Below are 23,764 nucleotides of genomic sequence, written 5' to 3'. Positions count from 1 at the left end.
TTATTTACAGAATGAGAATAACCGGATGCATGCATGGAAACTGAATTTTTCATTGCTTTTTGTGAATCCTATCTTTCAGCAGAACCCTTCCTGAATCAGCTTAAACAAAAGGCCATCCCCCTTATTTTGCTAGAGAATTTGTAAACATACCGGTTTGTGTTCATATAGAAAATAAGATACTATTACGTTAAAATGACCGTCCAATAAGAGTAAGGGTGATATATATGAATGAGCGCAAACAACTGGTAGTTAAATATGCGCACCAATTATTTATTGAAAAGGGTTACCAAGCAACTTCCATTCAGGATATTTTAGATTATAGCGGCATTTCAAAAGGAACATTTTACAACTATTTTTCTTCTAAAAGCGAATTGCTTAAGGCAGTCTTCCTAACTTCGCAAGAGAAATTCGAAAAAGAGCGGAATGAATTGCTGATTGGGCAAAACCTTGCAGATATTGAAATATTCATCAAACAATCAGAATTACAAATGCACTCAAACAAAAACAACAAAATCTTTTTCTTATATGAAGAAGTAATGATTTCAAATGATAACGAACTTAAGAACTTCATAACACATGCTAAATTCCAGCATATCCATTGGTTATCAAAACGGTTTCTGGATATTTTCGGTGCTGATAAAAAACCTTATATTTTGGACTGTGCCATTCTTTACTCGGGAATGATGCATCAAACGATTCATTTTAATGCCTTGGCTAAAGAGCCCGAGTTCAACCCTACTGAAATTATCCGTTATTGTGTCGATAGGATTAAATCGATTTTCGAAGATGTCAGCAAGTCAAATGCACAGCTTTTGGAACCCGATCTCATCAAGCAATGGCTGCCTGAGTGCTTCCATAACCAGCAGGATTTTCATACAGCACTCCTGCACTCTGCAAATGACCTAAAAAAGATGATCTTGAGGCTTTGCCAAGATGATGAAGCGGAACGGGTTAAAAACTTAAAATTGATTCACTTTATCCAAGAGGAATTATTACAAAACGTTGAACCGCGAACCTTTCTTATTGAAAGTGCCCTGCTTTCCTTAAACACCAATCCCAAATTAAAAAACACTTTGGAATTAAGTGAATTCGAAAAGATCATTGCCAACAACTAAAGAGAACCTCATGAATCCCATTTTGTAGACAAATGGGGCTCGGAATGCAGGTTATCCTTCATGGTTTTTTACTGTTTTATAAAACCCTCACCGGATTGAAGAAAACTAGATAAAACGTCCTTTTTGAGGGTTTGTAAAATGAAACGTTGATTTCCACTACAGGCACTCGCTTTCCGCGGGCGGTCCGCGAGCCTCCTCGGCGCGAGCGCCTGTGGGGTCTCCCGTAGACGCGCTTTTCCCGCAGGAGTCTCGTTCCTTCCGTTCCAATCAACTGGACTGTTTTTAAAGAAAAACTCTTTTAAGACCCTAAAAAGCGTCTATTCCATTCTGGGGGAATGCATATCGTATCCTCTTTTTTTTGTGACAATTCTGCAAACATATAACTGAAATTCATCAAATTTTAGTATAATGACTTGTAGAAAGTGACTTCAGGAGGAGTTTTTCATGAACATAATCATGCGTTTTCTTATCAACGGGCTGGTATTGCTCGTTATTGACTGGCTTCTCGACTCCATCACGATCAAATCTTACGGAACTGCCTTGCTGGCGGTTTTTATATTATCGATCATGAACTTGCTGGTTAGACCCATCCTCCAACTTATCACATTGCCGATCACCATCCTGACGTTCGGGTTGTTTTCTTTCATTATCAATGCCTTCACATTCCAAATCACTTCCTATGTTGTCAGTGGCTTTGTAATAGATTCTTTTTGGGGGGCTTTAATCGGATCATTTTTATTGAGTATCATTCAAAGTCTTCTTATAAAACAGAGTAAAAAAAACCGTCAGTAGCATGCTGACGGTTTTTTCGTGTCATTTCCATGACAGCCTTCGATATTTCCCGGGCTATTTCACTAAATTCCGCTAAGTATCACTAGCTGTTTTCACTCATTTTTGACAATCCAGAAGGAAAAAGCGGCTAATATCCATAACTTCACATATACATGCCAATTTCTCTGGAAATGGGTATGAATCGAATTATGGAGGAATCACATGTTCACAAAACATGAACCAAGATTTGCCCTGTCCATTTTACTCGTGCTCGCTTTCTTTATTCCCGCTCTTTTCATTACTCCATCACTAGCCGCGGCTGGCGATGGCAGCTTGTCATCTCCTTACTCCGTTTCCCAAGCCATTGCGAATCAAGACAGCACGATTAAAGCGGTCAATGGATATGTGGTGGGACAGCCCACGTCAGCCAATACCGTCATTACGAGCGGCTATCCGAATGATTATGCCATAGCACTGGCAGACAGCTCATCGGAAACAAACATTACCAATATGGTTTATGCTCAGGTTCCATCCTCCTTCCGCTCAGAATTTGGGTTAAAAACAAATCCTGCATTAAAAGGAAAAAAAGTCACCGTCACCGGTACTCTGAGTGCCTATTTCACCCATCCTGGCTTAAAAGATGTATCTGCCATGTCTTCAGGGAATGATTCACCGGAACCGGAGACACCGGGGGTTGGCTCATACTATGATTCAGCCAGCGGAAAATCAGGGGCGTCATTAAAGAAGGCCCTCCATGAAATCATAGATGACCATACGGAAATATCATATTCAAATGTCTGGGAAGCTTTACGGATAACCGATGAGGACCCAAATAACGCCAATAATGTCATTCTACTTTATACAGGGCGTTCCCAAGGAAAAACGCTGAACGGATCAGGTGTTAATGATTGGAATCGTGAGCATGTATGGGCAAAATCACATGGTGATTTTGGTACCTCTTTAGGACCCGGCACCGACCTGCATCACCTTCGGCCTGCTGATGTCTCCGTCAACAGTACAAGAAACAACCTGGACTTTGATAATGGAGGTTCTGAACATTCCGAAGCGACAGGAAATTACTATGATTCTGATTCGTGGGAACCTCGCGATAGCGTCAAAGGTGATGTCGCCCGGATGCTGTTTTATATGGCGGTTCGTTACGAAGGTGATGCAGGGGAAGTCAATTTGGAGCTGAATAATCAAGTGAACAATGGTACCGCCCCTTATCATGGTAAATTGGCTGTCTTACTGGAGTGGAATGAACAGGATCCTGTAGATGCCTTCGAGCGTAACCGAAATGAGATCATTTATAATCAATATCAGCATAATCGCAACCCTTTCATTGATCATCCTGAATGGGCCTCCGCCATCTGGCAATGATGAAACGATTCAAGCTGTCCCTTATCTTCGGGACAGCCTTTTTTCACTTTCAAATGTCTAAATTTTTAGAAAAATCACATAATTATATTTTGTTTGTATAGCATTATAATTAGTTTTAGAGATTATATTACGATGAAAAATCTTTGGAACACTTTCTTAGTAAGCGTTTTCATATTTTTCTTTACATTCTAACTATTAAAATATATTATTTAATTGTAATATTATGTGAAAAATCAATAAATAATATGTATTCACCTCTACTAGTGATAAAATGCTAGATAGAGAAAATTAAACTCCAACATAGAAAAGGGGAAAATTATGCAAAACTCCAAAGAATCTCAACTACATAGAGGTTTGGAAGAAAGACATATCGCATTAATGTCTCTTGGCGCAGCCATTGGAGTCGGTTTATTTCTCGGCTCGGCATCTGCCATTAAATTAGCCGGTCCAGCCATCATCATTTCTTATGCCATTGGCGGACTTATGATCTATCTTATCATGCGTGCTCTGGGTGAAATGGCAATAAAAAATCCAGTCGCAGGCTCCTTCAGCCGTTACGCAAGCGAATTTGTCGGTCCTCTTGCCGGATATATAACCGGATGGAATTACTGGTTCGTTTGGATCGCCACCTGTATGGCTGAAATTACGGCAGTCGGAATCTACATGCAATTTTGGTTCCCTGATACTCCGCAATGGGCTTGGGCATTAGCCGCACTTGCCATCATGACAACAATTAACTTTCTTGCTGTAAAGGCTTACGGCGAATTGGAGTTTTGGTTCGCCCTTATTAAAATCGTAACGATCATCCTGATGATTGTCCTTGGCTTCGGAATGATCATCTTTGGTTTGGGGAATGGCGGAATCGCGGTCGGTTTCGGCAACCTTGTTGAAAATGGCGGATTTTTCCCTAATGGGATTTCTGGGGTCATCCTCTCGTTCCAAATGGTCATGTTCGCCTATTTGGGAATTGAAATGCTCGGTGTAACCGCAGGTGAAGTTAAAAACCCTGAAAAATCATTAAAAAGAGCCATCGATACCGTTTTTTACCGGATTTTACTTTTTTACGTTTTAGCTCTGACGGTCATTTTATCCATCACTCCATGGGATGAAATGAATGGAGAAAACAGCCCATTCGTTATGATGTTTGATAAAATCGGTATACCAGGCGCAGCAGGAATCATTCAGTTTGTCGTACTGACAGCAGCCCTTTCATCTTGTAACAGCGGGATCTTCAGTACGGGAAGAATGTTATTCAACCTGGCACAGCAAGGTGAATCACCAAAAAGTTTCGAACGTACAACAAAGTCAGGCGTTCCTGGCGTGGCCATTATCGTTTCGGCTATCGTACTTCTTTTCGGCGTTTACCTTAACTACATGGAAGCCGATAAAGTTTTCACTTACGTCACAAGTGTCGCTACATTCGGCGCCCTCTGGACATGGGGAACGATACTTGTCACACAGATTATGTCTAGACGAAAAATGAGTCAGGGAGAAAAACAAGGCTTATCTTACAAGATGCCTCTTTTCCCATTCACTTCTTATTTCACTTTAGCCTTTTTAGTATTCGTAATGATCGTACTCGGTTTTTCAGCAGATACAAGAATCGCTCTAATCGTTGGTCCGATTTGGATCTTACTGTTGGTAGTCCTGTATTATGTGACCGGCTTGCATAAACGGAAAAGATAAATGCCAGAGGGTGCCCAATCTAATTGGCACCCTCTATTTCATTCCTTCACCTTTTGCCCCTTCTTTTGATCACCCAATGGACCACCGCACCAGTTCCGCCTAAAATAATGAGGAGCGGCAAGTTTCCGATTATAAAAACAATGATTCCTGAACCCGCTTTAAGTAATAGATTCGCACTCGTTGCAAGTTGTTTCTTCGTCCTCTCCCATGTATTCAATTCCTTATTATCAATGCCCGGCACAACTATCCTGTCCTGTGATAACGTGATGGTGACCGTCGAATATGAGGTCTGGTTCTCAAGATACTTCATTTGCCCGGTCAGCTGCTCTATTTCTTCTTGCACCACGGCAAGGTCGGATGATATTTTCAGCAAATCTTCCGTCTTCTCAGCATCCTTCATGAATGCAAGTAACCTTTCCTCCACTGCCCTCTTTGACTTCAACCTTGCTTTTAAATCCACATATTGCTCCGTTACATCCTGACCTGTCACATTCCTTCCGACCACTTCTGAAGCCTCGCCCTCGCTATCGGTTAGAAAATCCTGAAAATGGGCTTCAGGGACCCGAACAGTGATCGTTCCTTCCACCAGTTCTTCATCTTCCCTGTATACATTGGACTCAACAACATATCCGCCATATTCAGCCGCCTTATTCTCAATCTTCATTTGTGTCTTTTCAAGGTTCTTCACTTTCAACTCGAGCTGGGCCTGATGTATGACCTTTCTTTCATCCGTCATCCCTTCCTTTTCCGCTGCTTCTTCCTGCACCTTATTCCCGGAAATGGAAGCGTCCATTTTACTTTCCGCCTTTTCATCCTGTGATTCCGATGCTGAATCATCTTTTTCGTTACTGCTGCATCCAGCAAGTAAAAGGAACAAACTGAACATGAGCATCATTGTTTTACGGTTCATCGGTATCCCCCCTTTTCTTAATAGTACCGACGTAAAGTTTGGAAGAAAGTTACACTTCTTGATTAAAGGGGATGTTTTATTTTCAGGTGCGAAGGTACAGGTATAAGAACATACAAATAATGAAGAAAGAACAGGATTGCATTATGAACTACGGAAAATTGGCTAAAAGTGTATTGGTACCCGGGGTCGGAGGTTCACTTGTGGGGATATTCGCCACAAGGAATTCAAAAGAAATTTATGACCACCTGCTTTTGCTCCTCCCTCCTGGACTTTCCCCGTTGCTTGGACCAAGCTTTATACGATTATGGGAATAGCGAAATATCGCATTGCATCCAAAGAAAAAGAATCGAAGTCCGCTGAACTCCTCTATGATACTCAACTAGGGTTGAATTTCTAATGGTCTTTTTTATTCTTCAAATGGGGCTTGCGCAGAACAGCCTTTATTGAAATGGCTGCACTGCTGACCTTGATTACATTGACGGCATTCGAGTTTTATAAAATAGACCGTACATCAGGTTTAGCAATGATTCCCTATATAGCATGGGTCACCTTGCTATTTAGATTGAACTTTTCCATTTTCAGAAACAATTAATCAGAAAAAAGAGCGCCCCTTAATTAAGGAGCGCTCCCTTTTAGAATTTCACGATTAAAAGTCGAAAACTCACGAGTAAATGTGCATTTTTCACGAGTAAATCTGCTAAACTCACGAGTAAATGCTTAATTTTCACGATTAAACCCGCTAAACTCACGAATAAATGCTCAATTTTCACGATTAAACCCGCTAAACTCACGAGTAAACCTCAACTAATTATTGATATTCGTAATTCTGCCTTCAATTTCTGCCGTGATCTTTCCGCCTTTAAAGGTCTCTTTCACATAGTTAACGAATGCTTCCAGGTCTGCATGTCCAAACACACGCTCTTTTCCTTTCAGGACGGTATAGTTATCACCGCCGCTTGCCATGAAATCATTGACGGCCACCGTGTATGTTTCGGTATCCTTGATCGGTGTTCCGTCCGCTTTCTTCAATAAGGTAACACGTTCCGTGACAGGTTTACTGAAGTCGGCTGTATAGCTCAGTCCAGAAATTTGCAAAGTTTTCGGAGATCCTTCCACGATCCATTGCTGTTGTAGCAGCGTTTTCACTTCCGCTCCAGTCAGTTCCAGCTTAACCAATACGTTTCCGAACGGCTGGATTTTCGCTAAATCGGAAAAAGTGACTTCCCCCTTTGGAATATCTGCACGGATTCCGCCTGGATTCATGAAGGCAAAATCGGAGTTCAAATCGGCCTTCATTGAATCGGCAATTAAATTCCCAAGGCCCGTTTCCTGCGTATAGGCATTGGTTCTTATAATTTTCTCATCCGTTGTCCCAAGCGGAACTTTCAGCTCGGGGAACATGTCCAGGTAGTCGTTGATGAATTTCGTCGTCCCGGCATCCGGTGTGATGCCATCTTGTGTAACCGTAACAATCTCAGCTGACTTTTTGACAATATCCCGTGTGCTTGGATCGATTTCCAAATCCACATCTTCAAAAGCGGTTCCATAAGAGTAAGCTTGTACGATCAATTTATTATCGACATAGTTATTGACCTTTGCATGATTATCTCCGGCTAAGATCACATCCACTTCATCATCCACGGCATTAGCAAGATCAGCCACTTCGCCTGTGATGACCCCTTCCTTTTCAGTGCCTGGGTCATGTGAGATGATTACGATCGATTTGACGCCTTTACCTTTCAACTCACTAACCGCCTTATTTACGGCAGGTGCCTGTTCTATGAATTCCACATTCTTAATGCCATCCGGACTTACTTTTTGAGGTGTGGCATTCGTGACTACACCAATGAACCCAATATCAACCCCGCCGACCTTTTTTATGACGTAAGGGTCCAAAATCGGTTTTTTCGTGTCTTTATATACGACATTGGCCACTACATAAGGAAAGTTCAATTTATCGAATACCACTTCGGATGTTGGCGACTTTCCGCCATTAATCTGAGCCATCAAGGTTTCTATCCCTTTGTCGAACTCATGGTTCCCAACAGTTCCGACATCGAATTTCATATTATTCAAAAACTGAAGCGTCGGTTTATCCTGGATCAAAGAAGAAACGGGTGCACTTGCCCCAACAGCATCCCCTGCCGAAAGTAAAAGTGTATTTTCAGGGTTTTCAGCTTTACGCTGCTTCAAGTGTGCGGCTAAATAATCGGCACGCCCTTGTTTGATGCCGCCAAAATCGGAGGTGGTATCAAGCTGGCCATGAAGATCATTGATTCCGAGCAGTTGAACCTTAACGTTTTCTTTGCCCAAATTGTATTTGTAAATGCCAAAGCCTTTATCATCCTTTTTGCCTGTATAGGAAATCGGGCTGTCTTCCTTTAAATATTCCGCACCTTTTGGCGATGAGGTGAAAGTAACGTTCACCTTGCCTGAAATCGGGGCTATCGACCAATTATTATCAGCGGTTGGATTGATCTCACCCTCTTGTGTGATGTAATCCATCAAGATCTGGCGATTTTCATCCGCAGAGTCAACCACATATTCGCTGCCCTTGACTCCCGGGAAGTTCCCCCCGCCCGAAGCACGGTAATTATTCGTCACGACGATGAAATCCTGATTCGGGTCCACTGGTTCTCCATTATATTTCAAATCTGCAATCCTGCTTGAATCCGACACTTTTACCCCTTTTTCATCATAGCGCGGAGCCTTGGTGACATCGATTTGGTAAGTGACACCGTCAATCACATCAAAATTATAGACGGCAAACTTTCCATTAAGCAGCTCCTGTTCCTCAGACTTGGCAGGATCGATCATATTAAACTTCCCGGCAGACATCTCAAGCCACTCTTTAACCACGGACCCTTTAATCTTGATTGCCTTCAAGGTATTATCGTATAAATATAAATCACCGGCGCTGCGAATGGTCAGTCCGCCTTCCTTGATTTCCGTGAATTCCTCAACGCCATTGCGACCCGCTTTGAATGGGGCTCCTACAGAGAGGATGGGCAAGTCTTTGTATTCAGGGCGGTTGCTTTGAATGTATTTTTCTACATACCATTTCTGCGCACTCGTCACGACCTGTACGGAAGGATCGTCTTGAACAAGGGCGAAATAACTATGAATTGGGGCTGTAGTCGTTCCGATTGGCGTGTTAACATACTTGATCGTTCCTTCGTGATCCTTCTTCACGGCTTTGACGACAGCTGCATCTTCAGCCGCTTTTTTTCCTGTTATCTTGTCGTTGATTGCCCGTGTTGATGAATCGGAATTGACGACTTTCCATTTACCCTTGATATTTTGGATATCAAGATCGATGATCCCGAGATTACTGCCGCCATATCCTGCTTGAACGGCTGGTACACCATTGATGGTACCCTTTTTATTATCCACGCCTTCAAGGACTTTTCCTTGGCTATCTTTGAATAGGCTGTCTAAAGAAGCCTCATCTTGTGCCGGGAAGACTTTATGCGTGTGGGAGAACGTGATGGCATCGATGCCGGATACCTTGCTTAATGAATAGATGACATCCTCGGTATTCTTGGTATCGCCATTAAACCCGGAATGTGTGAGGGCCACGATGACATCCGCGCCTTTTTTCTTCATTTCAGGTACATATTTTTTTGCAGTCGTGACGATTTCCTTTGTCATGACCTTACCGTCTAGATTCGGTTTATCCCAATCCATGATTTGCGGAGGGGCAAATCCAATGTATCCTATTTTTACTGATTTTTCTTTTCCATTGATGTCCTTCACTTTCTTCGTGACGATTTTATAAGGAGCATATTTATTTTTATCATTCTTTGGATTATTGTCTTTATCCTTTTTATAAACATTGGCATTGACGTAAGGGAAGTTCGCATCGTTGATGGCCTCGTCCAAATAAGATAAACCATAATTGAATTCATGATTGCCGAATGTGGCCACATCATAGTCAAGCAAGTTCATCGCTTTATAAACGGGATGGACTTCACCCTTTTTCAATGGCGCTATTTTCGCTTTGTACGTACCTAGGGGGGTCCCTTGAATAAGGTCGCCGTTATCCACTAAAACGCTATTCTTCACTTCTTTTCGTGCCTGCTTGATTAAAGATGCCGTGCGGGAAAAGCCGACGGAGTCCGATACGGCATCCTTATAATAATCATAGCTCACCAGATTAGTGTGTATATCAGTCGTTTCCATGACCCTTAGTTCAAATGGCGCATCCGAAACGGAGGCTGCCAGGCTTTTGCCGAAGTCACTCGTATGGCCGTTATAATTGGAGACAACCGATACGTTAACCCAATAACCCGATTTGTACGAGTTGAAGTACGCCGAGAACTTTTGGGCCGATTTAATATCCGCCTCAACGGCTGATTGTGAAATGACCTTCGTCCCATTCATTAATTGAAAGACAACGGTTTCATTTCCTTTGTTCCCCTTTTTCGGTGTGACCGTTACAGTCGCTTTGGTGCCTTTTGAGTAATGAACAGTAGGAGCTGAAATGATAAATGGTTCAGTCGTGTCCGGTTTCTTATTAGACTCTTTGGCCGATGCCTCCCCCGGTACTGTAAATGGCGCTGTAATCAAACTCACAGCAAGAATCGGGGCGAGCATCTTCTTAACATGCATCTTGTACGACATACTTCACAACCCTTCTAGTTTTGTAAAATGCTAGAATAATATATCATGATTTTGTCGAATTATCGCCAAAATTTACCGTAATATTACGGATTTCTCATAAATGGTACTTTTTATCCATTCCCATCCAGATCGCCTAGATCTATATACCTTCAATCATGTATAAAAATCATCAAAGAATCCCTTTGAATCCTTAGGGATACTGTCCCCTCCTGATAGAGAAAGCTGGCACATGAAAATGAACCAGCCTGCTAACATCGTATGGATTTCAAAGATCGTTCCTTACTCTCATTTTTTCAGGGAAACCCTTTGAAAACGGCAAACCTATATATCCCGATCTATTAAACTGGCGGATACCGGTTCGATGCCCATCTCCCTCGACCAGATGGACAGCTGGCCTATATGGTGGATTTCGTGCGCTATGAGATGGCGCAGTATCCTGCCTTCTTCATATGTCCCCTCCATCCAGGATGGCTGAACCATTCCACACTCTTCTTCAATTGCATGCGAGTTCAAATAGTCCATGACCTCTGAGTGATATTGGTTAGATAAATCTTCCACTTTTCCGATCGTATCATAAGTGTCCAAATCGATCGCGACATCAGGCCTCCCTTGTATGGCCCTGATCCAGCTGGATTCGACATCGATAATATGGGCAAGTGTCCGCAATATATTGCCCATCCCTCCCGTACGCTGCCGTTCCAGCTCCTCATTCGGTAAGGATCGGCACCACTTGAACCATTCCCTTCTCACCTGCCAGTTATAATTGAATAATGTCAACATCCATCCCATCCCCCCAACACTCTTTGTCGTCAAATCCCTTCAGCCTTTGTATTGATAATAATCCTGTCTTTGAATCGTTTTGAAGCCACAAGATTCATAGAGTCTTAACGCATGCTCATTAGTCGCCTCGACCTCGAGAAAAATATCATATCCCAGCTGGCATTGTTCGGCTACGACCTTTTTCAACGCCTTTCTTCCAAGTCCTTTTCCCTGGTATTTTGGCAAAATGGAAAATCCATAAATCCAAGCTTCCCGTCCTGAGTGATCAACACGGATCTTGCCGACTGCGCGGCCGCCCTTTTCAATCATCATGGTTTTCAGAGTATCCTCATGTAGGATGCGCTGATAATAATCCTTCGCCTCTCGTTTCGTAAATCGGAAACATTGAATATCCAGCTGAATTTCCGTTTCCTCATCATCTCTCCGTGAAGGGCGAACGACTGCATCATCATAATCATCAAGCTCCGTTTCGGACCACTTCATTTGAAACTCTGAGAAAACAAACTCACATGGGAGCTGTTTCAAAAACTCTGTCCCTGAATGGGATTGAGCAGGTGAGTTCAAGAGAATCACCTTATAGTTGCGCTCCACGGCACTCTTTATCGCCTCTTCCAGCAGCTTAGTAAAAATGCCTTGCCTCCGGTAGTCGGGGTGCACCATCCCGCACATCTCCGCTTTGTTTCCAAAATCGTAAAGACCAAGAAAGCCAACAAGCTTCAATCCATCATAGTGGAGAAAATCATTCTTATGAACACCATTTCGATTGCGAAGCGTTTCCCAATTCAGTTTTAACGTAAAACCTTCCCGTTCACATTCTTGCTGCAGGATCCGAATATCTTCCAGCTGTTCATTTTTCAAATTTGCCACCCCTTTTCCATATTATCAGTTTATTACCAAAAAATTAGAAAAGCAGCACCCATTTACTTGGGTGCCGCACACTATTCAGAAGTTTATTGATGAATGTTGTTTTTTTAAAAGTATTTTCACTTTAATCCATAAAACTAAAATCCTACGAGGGGAGGATTTCCTATCTAATTCCATTGACGGATGAATTATAGCAGTAAAATGATTCCAAATGACGATTATTTTTTACCTATTTTGTGCTATATTCCAAATAATGGTTTATTATTATTTTATTTTAGGTTAAGGGAGGGATTTAACAAAAGTTTTAATCAGTTAGTACCCATTTCTTTATACCCGAATTCCGGACCCTTTTTAGTATAGAATCCGAAACTCGGTGTTTACCATCCGGCACTTACGTCCTGAGGTTATCGTTTTTTTGTTTTATGAGCGGACTTTTTTAAGTTCTCTACGTCCGTTGTCAGTTCTTTTAATTGTTTACCGAAGCGGAAGAGCAAAAACATAGAAACGACGAATGGATAGCCAAATTCGCTAACTAATGAAACCCACATAGTAGCATCCTCAATCATCATCCTCTTCACCCCTTTTCTTGTATCTGATATCTAAAGTGAAACTTGTCAAAAAAAATCAATCTAGCACTATTGATTTATGGAAAAAAGAACGAATGTTCCTATATAATTGATTTATTCCCCTTGTCTATCACTTTATTAATAAAAGGAGGGATAACAATGAACCAATTAACTTCTCATTTTTTTTCTCATTCATTGGAGTTTCTGCAGCAACAGTACTCATCTTTCTTTGCACAACCGATCATTCAATTATTCTTACAGAACCCAGAGCATTTAAAGATTTTCACTGAAACTCTTGATTCCCCTTCTTCCCACAACATTGATCATCTCAACGAGACTTTCAAAATTTTCTATTACCGGGCTAAAGTATACAAATACATGTGCTCCTTAATTTACTTTTTCTCTGTTGATTTTGATAAAAGGGCACGGAAGCAGCGGGAACGCTATCGAATGGTACTTGATGCGACACCAAGGGATACTGGCGGATTGATCGATCGAATCGGCACCTTGGATGTTCAACTTGAAAAGATGGGGGAATCGAATGAACTCGCTTCACACATAAGTGATGAAGAGATGATAAAAGCCTTGAAGAAGTTAACAGCCAAACAAAACCTGGTGCTGACCATGATCTTTTCCTACGGCCTATCCAACAAGGAAATCGCTGCCTATTTCCAGGAGTCGCCACAGAATATCTCAAGTATCCGTAAACAAGCTCTTAAAAAACTTCGAAAGCACTATATGGATGAGGTATATGTTAGAAAGGAGAAAAGCCATTGTGGATAAAAAACTGTCAAAAGAAGAATTGGTGGATCTAATCGACTCTTTGAATCCTAAAATAAAAAAATCATTAAAAAACACGAACTATCAAGACCGGAATGATCTGGAGCAAGAAATTAAACTTAAGATCATTGAATCATATGAAAAAATCGCAGCAATCGAAGCCCCTAATTTTGAGGAGTTCCTTGCAGAATTCCTGACTAAGCAAAAACAATGAAAAAGTACCAAGTCCAGAGAAAGATGCTGGACTTGGTACTTTTTTTGAATCTCAGTTTGATGGTTTCAATGTCAGCTTATCCCCTTTTGGATCGTCCATCGTGGTTTTGTGATAAGTACCCTCTGCCCAATCATCAAGCTGGTCGTGATACCACTCACTTTTAACGTTACCTGATTGACCCGGTCCAACAAGGTGATATCCTTGTTTCATGTCGGCTAGGTCGATGACGAATCTCCAGGAGCCGCCATGATTAACGGTTCCATCATCTAAAAATGCCGCCGCCTGTACGGTGACACTGCTGCCTCCTACCGGAATGCCACCGCCGCCGTTAAATAAATAATGTAACGGGGCGACACTTGATAGCGGGTGGTTAAACCTGACCTGGTGATAGTCTCCCCATTCCCAATCAGCTATATCATCACCTTGTGATTCTGCCAGTTCCGTTAACGTCACCTGTAACGACTTGGCAAGCACCTGCTCAAGTCCGCCTGCCTCTTCAATCCAAGGGCCCGGCTTACCGTCCAGTGCCCGCCTTAGTAGTTCATCAACGGCCGAACGCCTTCCATTAAAAAGGTTAAGGGTTTCTTCCGGTATTTCTTCTTTAAGCAGAACATCCCCTATATTTCGCATCCAGACATTAAAAATCATCGGTGCCGCTTCATCAGCGGAATCGATATGATTCCATTTCTTCAGAATCGTCAGTGCCTGGGCTTCCTGTTTTCCAGATGGACCTTTCAATACCTCCACGAATCGAGGAACAAACTCCTTAGCTTGCAAATTCACTTTATCCATCTGCAGGCTTTGCATATCCTCGGCCGTAAGCTTTTTATTCGCCTTTAAAAACTCCTGTATCCTCATCTGGCGGTATGGCTGTGCCCAGTTATTGCTGATATGGTAAGGGTAATCATCCGAGATGACTTTATTATTCGCTGTCGAAATGAATCCCTCTTTTGGATTCAACGTTTTTGGAAGTTCATCGAAGGGAATATAGCCTTTCCACTCAAATTCATCCGTCCAGCCAGGTACAGGCAGCATACTATCACCTTTTTTCCGGATTGGGATTTTCCCATTCGCCTTGTAGGCAATGGTCCCATCGGCTGAGGCAAAGACGAAATTCTGTGCCGGCGTTTCGAATTTCAAGAGGGCCTTTTCGAATTCTTTCCAGCTTCCCGCCTTATTCATATTCAGTACCGCTTCAAGCTCGGCAGATGGATCATGTGCCGTCCACCTTAAGGCAAGCACGCTATCTTTTCCGCTTTTCCCGGCAAACTCGGAGACAACGGGTCCATGGCGGGTAACCGTCACTTGATAGTCCAGTGTTTTCCCATCCTTCACCTTGATGGGTTCGTCCAAGATTTCAGCTTTTTCCCATTTACCTTTGTAGGAGAATTCTTTCTCGTTTTCTGGGTTTCTCCTCTCAATATACAGATCCTGAACATCCGGACCGGTATTGGTCACACCCCAGGCGACCTTTTCGTTATGGCCTAGTATGATTCCCGGAATCCCGGCAAAAATAACACCGCTCACATTGACTGACGGGGCCTCCAAATGCATTTGATACCAAACCGACGGTGTAGCCAATCCCAGATGGGGATCATCCGCCAATAACGGCTGACCGGATCGCGTTTTCTTGCCTGAAACGACCCAGTTATTGCTGCCGTTGAATTCATAAGGAATAACGGCCCCGGCAAAACTTTTTTCAATATCCAGTTCTTCCTTGCTGATGATATATGGAGCGTCCTTTGGATAATCAGGAAATAAATCATATGCCTTTTCCTTGGGGAACGTTTGCAGCAAATACTGCCTAAACGCCTGATCTTCCCAGTTCCCGCCTAAATCAAAGGCCATATATTTACCGATGGTCAGCGAATCGACGGGTGTCCAAGGCTCCGGTTCGTATCCAAGCAAAGTGAACTCCGCCGGCCATTTCCCATTCTCCCTCAATTCATCGATATAAAGATTTACACCCTCGGCAAACATATCCAAGGCTTCTTTTCCGTCACTTGAATATGCAGCATAAGAGGCTTCGGCCGCCCGCCTCAAACCAAGTGTGCGGAAATACTTATCATTTTTGACGGTTTTCTCACCAATCACTTCACTCAATCTACCTGACGCCTGACGCCTGCTCAAATCCATTTGAAATAAACGGTCCTGTGCCTGGATATATCCTTGGGCTAAATACAAATCATGTTCACTCGCTGCGTTGATATGGGGGACCCCACTCGAATCCCTCACCACCGTAACCGGTTTCAAAAGACCTGGAAGCGATATTTCCCCCTTTGTTTCCGGCAAGGATCTTGAAAGAAATATATTTACGGCAATCAAGACTGACAGCAAAAGTATGATCAGGATTCCAAAACTCCATATCGCCCGCTTTCTCCACTTCCGTTTTGGCTTTTGCTGAGGTACGGCAACTTCCATCGATTCATCTTCCTCTCCCCTTAAAACTCTCTTTCTTTCTATTTAAGATATTCCGCGTTTAACTCCATCTTTCCTACCACCCTCCCCACATTCTCTCTTTTTATTTCAAGGAGGAAGAAAGGTGCAAGTACGGATTATTCCGAGCAAACGCGAATTATTACACTCAAGGTCGAATCAACTCGCTCAAGGTCGAATTTTCACCGTGAAATTGTTCCGATAAACAGTAAATCAAATGCAAAAACACCGATACAATGTATCGATGTGGCAGGGAATGCTAGCTATTTGCAATAATGTATTCAATCACTTTATCTGCATCGTCTGTATAAAAAAGAGCTTTATCAAAGTCATGGGCCGCCTTCGTCTCGGCCTCCATATATTCAATCGGGGAAAGGAGACCAAATATCCTCTTCCATTTATGAGTTTTCTCCAGAAGTTTTCTTTCCTTTTTTATATCCTCTGGTATGAATTCATTAATGATAAACCATGGGTCGGAAAGTGAGGGGTCCCCAAAACGTTCATTCAAGGCTCGCAATTTGTCACGATCCCATTCCACCCTTACCAAGTCCGATATGACCGAGACATTTTGGACCGAGTCGAGGATGCGTTTGGACAAAGCATCATACTCTTCATCTTCCAGCCCATTATCCGTCATGATTCCTACACAATACCATTTTTCGTAATATTCAGGTCCTTCATTTTTCTTGAAAAACACTATTCAACCACCTTCCTTACACGCTTTACATGTCCTATTTAATTAAAATCAAAAACAACATGTCCGTCCACGTCACTTCACTATAACATGGAGAAATATCGATGGGCGATTAAATATGGGAGCAGCAGGAATGTTAGCCTGACATAGAAAAAAAGATACCCTAAAAATCATACTGGCTGAAGAGCCAGCCCTCTTTGATTAAACAGATATTCCATGGCCTTCCTGAACGATAGAAAGGCTTTTACCTGATTTGCAAAATCATGTTTGACGATCCCTTTCACGACATCAGGGGTAAAACCGACAAACATCGTTTCCGTTCCCATCAAGGCCAATGCCCCCACTAATTGATCCAGCAGGGGAAGCATATCACTTTCCTTCGTAAAGATAATTCCCGAGAAATCCATGATCAATACTTCCGCATGCAGATCTGCACATTTTTGCAGCACCGTCGATAGCATCGACTCCATTCTCCAATCGTCAATGCGTCCGATCAACGGTAAGAGCAGCACATCCTTTAATACGGTCTGAACAATCGGGGTGGACAATTCTTCCATGACTTCTTGGTTTTCCTTTATCTTCTGCAAAGAATCGTTTGCCATTTTCGCCATTTCTTTATAATGATTCACGTAACTGATACTCACACAGTGTATGAACTGGTCCAGGATTGCATCAATTATCGAGCTTGCCTTTAACAGAATTTCAATGGAGTAATATCGGTTGCTCACCTCTTCTTCAATGAAACTCCAGAAAAGGTTACGCATCGCTTGAGCTTCCTCAATATTCTTATCTAAAGGAATGCCCATATCCACGATGCGCTTACCTATTTCCATACCCGTTATTTTCATGCTTTCCATCGCTTGTGCCTTTCCATGAATCAAGGCATCTGCATGAATTTGAATAAGTTTTGACCGTACCTCTTTACTGGTTTCTAAATCATAGAGCGGTTCCTCTTCTTCAAACAACTCGATATGCTCCACTAAGATATATTTAAATTTTTCAATTTTTTCGCCGATCATTCTTAATTCTTCCATATGGACCTCCCATACAGGGCTTTTATCATATTTTAGCAAATAAACGAGGGTTTAGGATATAAAATCATTCTATTACCAATATGCTAATAGACGTTTACCTTTTTCTTGATAAGGGTATTATGATATATGACTTGGAGGGATGAACATGAAAAAAGATCAACAAGACTTCGAATCTGAAAACATGAGCGATTTAGTCGAGCTCATAAACAGTAAAAATAACAGCCGCAGAATCTTGAATGTACTTCGGCGTAATAAAAAGGATAAAAGTAAAGGCAAAGATAAAAAATGAAAAAGCCCAGTCCAAATTGGCCTGGGTTTTTTGAATGGGATAAAAATAAAAGAGCTGAGTTGTTCATTAGGCAAGCCCAGCTCTTTCGTCATTAAAAATCGATAAGCCACTACCTTTTTCTCCGGATCTCCTTCACATGGTTCCCTTCAGTAGTAATATAAACTGTTTCATCAATTTTGTATGTTAAATAACGGTCACAATCAATTTCAAACGTTTTCCCATTGTCGAATTTCATTGCGCAATTGGATCCCTCTTCGGTTTCCGTCACATCAATGACTTCGTTCGTCTTAAAACCGACTGCCTTGCCATCGGAGAAATGCGGATAGTATTTTTCAACAATCTGCACCTTTTGCAATCTGCCCGGACTTGTTAAGTATACAACGAATAATATAATTAAAACGGCTATTAACCCAATGAGAATTACTGCTTTTCGTTTCACTCTATCTATTACCCTCTTCTCTTATCAATCTATTATTCAATATCCATTTTCACTAGATTATATTCAGGATTCCGGAAAAACATGATAGAAAAGATCATTTTATTTAACGATTTTCACTTTTTCAACCATCATCGCACAAGCGGCAGCAAGGAGGATCAGAATGGATACAGCCGAGATGACCCCTCCCCAGCCGAACTTCATCAGGAATAAACCGCCAGATGCCCCCACTAGACTTGATCCTGCATAGTAAAACAGGAGATATAATGCGGATGCTTGTGCCTTTTCACTCTTATCTGCCAAACTGCCGACCCAGCTGCTCGCAATGGAATGAGCTCCAAAAAAGCCAAATGTAAATAGGGCAAGCCCCATTATTTTCAGCAGAAGCGGGTCCAATAAAGTTAACAGGGCGCCCATCAGCATGATTGCGATTCCGATAAGAAGGACACCCCTCCGACTATATTGATCGGCAAGCTTCCCCATCCATGTTGAACTGAACGTCCCCACAAGATAGATTATGAATATGAAGCCAATCCATGTCTGTGATAAATGATATGGCGGTCCCATTAAAGGTATACCCACAAAGTTATAAACGGTAACGAACGAGCCCATTAATAGGAAGGCCATGCCGAATAAGAGTACTAGTCTGTTATTCCTTAAGTTATTGATAAGGGAGGTTTTGATTCTCGATAATGAGATCCGTTCGCGGACAGCATGCTGCGAAGGCGGTAGCATCCACCAAAAAGCCAGACTGATGATCAAACTTAAAGCTCCAAGGCTTCCAATCGCTATGTTCCATGAGAAATGGTCGGTCAGCACCCCTACAATCAGCCTGCCCGCCAATCCTCCGATACTCGAGCCGCTCACATAGATCCCCATCACATAGCCAAGGCTTTTCGGATGAAACTCTTCATTGATATAGGCCATCGCAATGGCCGGGAAACCTGCAAGCACCGCTCCTTGAATCGCCCGAATCGCGATCAGGATGTATAGATCATCCTGGATGAAGCTGACACATATGGATAACAATGCAGACAGAGTGAGCGCCGTCCCCATTATTTTTTTCCTATCGATATTTTCTGAGAAAAAAGAAACAAGCAATAAACAGAGTGCAAGCGTTCCAGTCGCGAAAGATAATGTAAGGCTTGCCATTGCAGGAGAGACCCCAAATTGCTTTGCGAAAACCGGAATGACCGGTTGGGTACTATACAGATCCGCAAACGTTACAAAGCTACCAAGAAATAAAGCCAAAATCGTCTTCCTGAATGATTTACCAGCAGGCTCGATATAATTCACTTTTGTTCAGACCCTTCACTATTTAACTTTCCCCCTATGTTAATACGAACTTCCCGAGTTGTCTATTTCACCACTTTTGTCCAACGGGAAAATTTCATTCCAGCAACTAAAAAACCCTTCACTGCATGCAGTGAAGGGTTTTTCATTAATTTGAACGTTTGCCATCCCGCTCGCTTTTCTTCAGGAGCCAGTACACTGGCATACCGATAATGAGGATGATCACTGAGTACAGGGCATTTAAAGGTGTTTGGATTAACGTGCTTAAAACAATGTATATTGCACCAGCAATCGCCACGATGGGGATGAATGGGTAAAACGGCACTTTATACGTTTTTGCCTCCGGATCTTTTCTGCGTAAGATGAAGACCGCAAAGAAGGCTAATCCATAAAAACAGAAGACAGAGAATACAGCCATATTGGTAAGTTTGTCAGGGTCTGTTGCAACCATCATGATGATTGCAATGATCACTTGCAATACCGTGGCATTTATAGGCGTTTTGAACTTGGGCGATATTTTGCCGATTTGTTTATGGCCTGGCATCATTTTATCAGTCGCCATCGCCAAGGTAATGCGCGGAAAGGTCAAAAGCTTTCCGTTCAAGCAACCGAAGATTGAAATCGCAATTCCGATCGATATCAATTTCCCGCCCACTTCTCCGAAAAGAAGCGTTGCTGCAACATTCGCTGCATTCGTACCATGGGCTATGACTCCCTCCGCCCCCAATACATGAAGCATGGCAAGATTCACACCCAAGTAAGCGACCATGACCACGACCAATCCCGTTATGATTGCCCGCGGCAACGTTTTCTGCGGATTTTTCATTTCCCCTGCCATGAAGCCGACATTCATCCAGCCATCATACGCCCAGAGCGTTGCCAAAATCGCACCGGCCATACTGATTTTCATTGAACTTTCGCTATCGATATTGAATACAGGCATATCACCTTGTGCGATACCGAATACCGCTATGAAAATGATCGGGATCAATTTAGCAATAGTCGATAAGGTTTGGATGATACCTCCGTATTTTGTCCCCAGCAAGTTCATGCCTGCTATGAATACAATCGTAAGAATCCCTATCGCCAAAGAGTAGCTTGAAGCGATCTTAAATATTCCTGCAACTAATAACCCGAAGTATAAACTGAGGGCACCCATGACTGCAGGTCCGTATACCAATGTCTGAACCCAGCCGCATAGGAATCCCCATGCTTTACCGTACACTTCTTCCATATAGACATATAAGCCGCCCGTTTTAGGAATCCGTGTACTCACTTCCGCAATCGTCAACCCGCTTGCAAGGGTAATCAGACCGCCTATCAGCCAAGCTAACAAGGCCATGGTTGAATTACCGCTCAATTCAAGCACGTCACCAGGTCTCATGAAAATACCAGAACCGATAACTGTACCAACTACAATAGATGTTCCAACCCAAAAGCCAATCGTTTTCTTCAATTGGTCATTTCCCATGTTGTCCTCCCCAGGTGTACACATGTACTTTATTTATACTAAAATTATAACATATAAATTATTTGGAAATAGTTTATGTAATCATTTGAATATTTTAAAAAATACCCAAACACGTTGGTATCATTACGCTCAGGCAGCTTTATTTTTTTTATATTTTTTTTACTAATTATGACTGGAACTGCACTAAAATCCGAATATTATTTTATTATAAAAAGATTTATTGGATTTTTAATCAAAAATAACGAATTAAAAACTCCTAAACTCAACTATCATTCGTTATTAATTTTATGGGAACTCTGCTTATTTTCGGACACACAAAAAGACCACCCCGAATCAACGGGGTGGTTCCACTCCAATTCCAAGCTTCATTTCGTATTACCAAATAATGAATAGAAGCACAACCGCCAAGACGATCCGGTAAATGGCAAAAGGAGTCAATTTAACTTTATTGATTAAAATCAAGAAAAAGCGGATACAGAATAAGGCAAAGATAAATGCGCTTATGAAACCTGCAATAAAGAATGGCAGAACTTCAGGTGTGAAGTGTTCCCAATATTTCACGATTTTCAACAAACTGGCACCAGCCATGATCGGCACTGCCATGATGAACGTGAAATCGGAAGCCGCCCGGTAGCTCATCCCTAATAGCACTCCACCAGAAATGGTCGAGCCTGAACGTGAGAATCCCGGCCATAGTGACAAACATTGAATTAACCCTACACCAAAGGCTTGTTTATAAGTGATTTGGTCAACCGTCTCTGCAGTCAGCTTTGGACGGAATTTATCCGCAGCAATCATCAAAAATGCGCCTAAGAATAATCCGACGATAACCGTCTTCATCGTAAATAAATGATCATCAATATAATCTTCGAATAATAGGCCTAATACGCCCGCCGGCAACAATCCGACGATAACCTGCAATAGGTTAAGCTTTGGGCCGTTCGCAGCGGATGTGCCTTTCAGCTTCCTTAAACCAAGCAAGTCCATGAATCGCCCCCAGAAGAGCACGACAACGGCGAGTATCGAACCAAGCTGGATGACCACCTTAAAGGCATTGGCCACTTCACTCCCGAAAAGTTCTTTCGAATTCAGCCATAAATCATCGACGATAATCATATGCCCTGTTGATGATACAGGAGCAAATTCAGTTAATCCTTCTACAAGTCCAAGAATAACTGCAACAAAAATTTCCCACATATTCATTTTATTCACCTCATATTTCGAACACCTATTTATGGAAATACCATATGTATTTTACTCGTTGTTTAAAATATTGTCTATTAAACATTGCTGAAACAATTCAAGCGTACATGTATGATAGGGTTCAAGATAAAGTTTAAAGGGGAAGTGATGATTTTGCAAAACATACTGATTTTCGCCCATAGGGGGTCCAAGGGGACGCATCCTGAAAATACCATGGCAGCATTTCAAAAGGCGGCAGAAATCGGGGCCGAGGGGATCGAGTTCGATGTCCACCTCAGTTCTGACGGGGAATTGGTCATCATCCATGACGAAACACTTGATCGAACGACCACCCTTACTGGTTATGTAAAAGATCATTCGGCACAAAAACTCAAAACGGCTGATGCCGGGAGCAAATTTTCCAATAAATTCGTTGGGGAGCGGATTCCTTTTTTAATGGACGTTTTCGACTGGGCTAAGGGAAATGCTTTGTTGATGAATGTCGAAATCAAGACGGATAAACTCGCTTATGAAGGAATCGAACAGAAGATCATTGATTCAATTCGTCAATATGGAATGGAAAAGCGAGTGATCCTCTCTTCCTTCAACCATCAATCCATTGAAAAAGTGAAGTTGCTTGCCCCAGATCTTGAACGGGCATTATTGTTCGAGGGACTTCCTGAAAACTTCGAAGAAATCTTACGTGATAAAAAAGAATCGGGTTTTCATCCAGATAAAAACAGCCTGACTCCAGCGGTTAAAGAAAAAGCGAAAAAACTTGGATATAAAATCCGACCTTGGGTCGCCAATGATGAAGCCGACATCGTCAGGCTGGCAGGGTTGGGAGTCGACGTCATCATGACCGATTTCCCTGAAAGGGCAATCAAGATTTTAAAAGCTTGGCAGTCACATGGCTGAACCATGCGAAAGAGAAGGAGCGATGCCCCTTCTCTTTCTAAGCCATATTTATTCAATTAATTAACGAGAAAAGTTTGAACCGCCTAGTTGTTGTTCAGCCATTTGAACCAAACGTTTTGTGATTTCCCCACCAACAGATCCGTTAGCGCGAGAAGTAGTGTCAGCACCTAGGTTTACACCAAATTCACTAGCGATTTCATTCTTCATTTGTTGTAGAGCTTGTTCTGCACCAGATACTAAAAGTTGATTGCTGTTATTGTTGTTTGCCATGTGTTTTCACCTCCTACTAATATTAATTAGCATTTTAAGCTTAAATTATTAT

General features: G+C 42.2%; 22 protein-coding genes and 1 pseudogene. 9 read left to right on the top strand and 14 right to left on the bottom strand.

Annotated elements, in window-relative coordinates; genetic code table 11:
• Positions 1-224 precede the first annotated feature (224 nt).
• From J7I96_RS08275 to J7I96_RS08260, 4 genes are all read left to right on the top strand, one after another.
• On the top strand, positions 225-1,115 hold the full coding sequence (locus J7I96_RS08275; protein ID WP_134782527.1) for a TetR/AcrR family transcriptional regulator: 891 nt from the start codon (positions 225-227) through the stop codon (positions 1,113-1,115).
• 444 nt (positions 1,116-1,559) lie between these two features.
• Positions 1,560-1,907, top strand: coding sequence for a phage holin family protein (locus tag J7I96_RS08270; protein WP_214922523.1), 348 nt, complete (start codon positions 1,560-1,562; stop codon positions 1,905-1,907).
• A gap of 201 nt (positions 1,908-2,108) precedes the next feature.
• Complete coding sequence (locus J7I96_RS08265; protein WP_214922525.1) at positions 2,109-3,266, top strand: endonuclease; 1,158 nt, start codon at positions 2,109-2,111, stop codon at positions 3,264-3,266.
• 318 nt (positions 3,267-3,584) lie between these two features.
• Positions 3,585-4,952: an amino acid permease gene (locus J7I96_RS08260; RefSeq protein ID WP_214773137.1), complete on the top strand. Its 1,368-nt coding sequence runs from the start codon at positions 3,585-3,587 to the stop codon at positions 4,950-4,952.
• A 46-nt stretch (positions 4,953-4,998) separates the two neighbouring features.
• Here the strand turns inward: J7I96_RS08260 and J7I96_RS08255 are convergent, their stop codons facing one another.
• Positions 4,999-5,862 carry a DUF4349 domain-containing protein gene (locus J7I96_RS08255; RefSeq protein ID WP_214922527.1) on the bottom strand — a complete coding sequence of 288 codons (864 nt, stop codon included), beginning with the start codon at positions 5,860-5,862 and terminating at the stop codon, positions 4,999-5,001.
• 304 nt (positions 5,863-6,166) lie between these two features.
• On the opposite strand from J7I96_RS08255, the pseudogene J7I96_RS27975 reads away from it, so the two are divergent.
• Positions 6,167-6,454: pseudogene (locus J7I96_RS27975) on the top strand (TspO/MBR family protein).
• 40 nt (positions 6,455-6,494) lie between these two features.
• On the opposite strand, the gene J7I96_RS08245 reads toward J7I96_RS27975, so the two are convergent.
• From J7I96_RS08245 to J7I96_RS08225, 5 genes are all read right to left on the bottom strand, one after another.
• Complete coding sequence (locus tag J7I96_RS08245; protein ID WP_214922529.1) at positions 6,495-6,653, bottom strand: hypothetical protein; 159 nt, start codon at positions 6,651-6,653, stop codon at positions 6,495-6,497.
• Positions 6,654-6,666: 13 nt separating this feature from the next.
• Positions 6,667-10,485: a bifunctional 2',3'-cyclic-nucleotide 2'-phosphodiesterase/3'-nucleotidase gene (locus J7I96_RS08240; RefSeq protein WP_251029117.1), complete on the bottom strand. Its 3,819-nt coding sequence runs from the start codon at positions 10,483-10,485 to the stop codon at positions 6,667-6,669.
• 321 nt (positions 10,486-10,806) lie between these two features.
• Complete coding sequence (locus J7I96_RS08235; RefSeq protein WP_214922531.1) at positions 10,807-11,265, bottom strand: DinB family protein; 459 nt, start codon at positions 11,263-11,265, stop codon at positions 10,807-10,809.
• Positions 11,266-11,304: 39 nt separating this feature from the next.
• The gene (locus J7I96_RS08230) at positions 11,305-12,123 is read right to left on the bottom strand and encodes a GNAT family N-acetyltransferase (RefSeq protein ID WP_214773126.1); all 819 of its coding nucleotides are present in this window, start codon (positions 12,121-12,123) and stop codon (positions 11,305-11,307) included.
• A gap of 410 nt (positions 12,124-12,533) precedes the next feature.
• Complete coding sequence (locus J7I96_RS08225; RefSeq protein WP_081088496.1) at positions 12,534-12,698, bottom strand: YvrJ family protein; 165 nt, start codon at positions 12,696-12,698, stop codon at positions 12,534-12,536.
• A gap of 156 nt (positions 12,699-12,854) precedes the next feature.
• Here J7I96_RS08225 and J7I96_RS08220 point away from each other — a divergent pair, with 156 nt between their 5' ends.
• Positions 12,855-13,478: a sigma-70 family RNA polymerase sigma factor gene (locus J7I96_RS08220; protein ID WP_127777746.1), complete on the top strand. Its 624-nt coding sequence runs from the start codon at positions 12,855-12,857 to the stop codon at positions 13,476-13,478.
• Complete coding sequence (locus J7I96_RS08215; protein ID WP_214773125.1) at positions 13,471-13,689, top strand: hypothetical protein; 219 nt, start codon at positions 13,471-13,473, stop codon at positions 13,687-13,689. The genes J7I96_RS08220 and J7I96_RS08215 overlap by 8 nt, the downstream gene beginning before the upstream one ends.
• A 51-nt stretch (positions 13,690-13,740) precedes the next feature.
• Here the strand turns inward: J7I96_RS08215 and J7I96_RS08210 are convergent, their stop codons facing one another.
• The 3 genes from J7I96_RS08210 to J7I96_RS08200 all read right to left on the bottom strand — a co-directional run bounded on the left by J7I96_RS08210 (position 13,741) and on the right by J7I96_RS08200 (position 17,853).
• Entirely contained in the window at positions 13,741-16,110 is a 2,370-nt protein-coding gene (locus J7I96_RS08210) for a penicillin acylase family protein (RefSeq protein ID WP_214922533.1), read from the bottom strand.
• A 274-nt stretch (positions 16,111-16,384) separates the two neighbouring features.
• Entirely contained in the window at positions 16,385-16,822 is a 438-nt protein-coding gene (locus J7I96_RS08205) for a hypothetical protein (protein WP_214922535.1), read from the bottom strand.
• A 167-nt stretch (positions 16,823-16,989) separates the two neighbouring features.
• Positions 16,990-17,853, bottom strand: coding sequence for an STAS domain-containing protein (locus J7I96_RS08200; RefSeq protein WP_214773122.1), 864 nt, complete (start codon positions 17,851-17,853; stop codon positions 16,990-16,992).
• Positions 17,854-17,998: 145 nt separating this feature from the next.
• Between J7I96_RS08200 and J7I96_RS08195 the strand changes: the two genes are divergently transcribed.
• Complete coding sequence (locus J7I96_RS08195; RefSeq protein WP_153246076.1) at positions 17,999-18,142, top strand: hypothetical protein; 144 nt, start codon at positions 17,999-18,001, stop codon at positions 18,140-18,142.
• A 109-nt stretch (positions 18,143-18,251) separates the two neighbouring features.
• On the opposite strand, the gene J7I96_RS08190 is transcribed toward J7I96_RS08195, so the two are convergent.
• The 4 genes from J7I96_RS08190 to J7I96_RS08175 form a co-directional block, all read right to left on the bottom strand.
• Positions 18,252-18,581: a hypothetical protein gene (locus J7I96_RS08190; RefSeq protein ID WP_096339280.1), complete on the bottom strand. Its 330-nt coding sequence runs from the start codon at positions 18,579-18,581 to the stop codon at positions 18,252-18,254.
• Between the two features lie 99 nt (positions 18,582-18,680).
• On the bottom strand, positions 18,681-19,874 hold the full coding sequence (locus J7I96_RS08185; RefSeq protein WP_214922537.1) for an MFS transporter: 1,194 nt from the start codon (positions 19,872-19,874) through the stop codon (positions 18,681-18,683).
• A gap of 145 nt (positions 19,875-20,019) precedes the next feature.
• Positions 20,020-21,342, bottom strand: a complete 1,323-nt coding sequence (locus J7I96_RS08180; protein ID WP_214922538.1) for an APC family permease — start codon at positions 21,340-21,342, stop codon at positions 20,020-20,022.
• A 375-nt stretch (positions 21,343-21,717) separates the two neighbouring features.
• Positions 21,718-22,545: an undecaprenyl-diphosphate phosphatase gene (locus tag J7I96_RS08175; protein ID WP_285289444.1), complete on the bottom strand. Its 828-nt coding sequence runs from the start codon at positions 22,543-22,545 to the stop codon at positions 21,718-21,720.
• A 147-nt stretch (positions 22,546-22,692) separates the two neighbouring features.
• On the opposite strand from J7I96_RS08175, the gene J7I96_RS08170 reads away from it, so the two are divergent.
• Complete coding sequence (locus J7I96_RS08170) at positions 22,693-23,442, top strand: glycerophosphodiester phosphodiesterase (protein ID WP_214922540.1); 750 nt, start codon at positions 22,693-22,695, stop codon at positions 23,440-23,442.
• A 60-nt stretch (positions 23,443-23,502) separates the two neighbouring features.
• On the opposite strand, the gene J7I96_RS08165 is transcribed toward J7I96_RS08170, so the two are convergent.
• Entirely contained in the window at positions 23,503-23,712 is a 210-nt protein-coding gene (locus J7I96_RS08165) for an alpha/beta-type small acid-soluble spore protein (RefSeq protein ID WP_034310322.1), read from the bottom strand.
• Between the last annotated feature and the right edge of the window lie 52 nt (positions 23,713-23,764).

The sequence above is a fragment of the Bacillus sp. ISL-78 genome (assembly GCF_018613455.1).
In the GTDB taxonomy this organism is placed as follows: domain Bacteria; phylum Bacillota; class Bacilli; order Bacillales; family DSM-1321; genus Peribacillus; species Peribacillus frigoritolerans.
The sequence above is the reverse complement of the archived record's forward strand: the minus strand, read 5'-3'. Positions and strand labels throughout refer to the sequence as shown.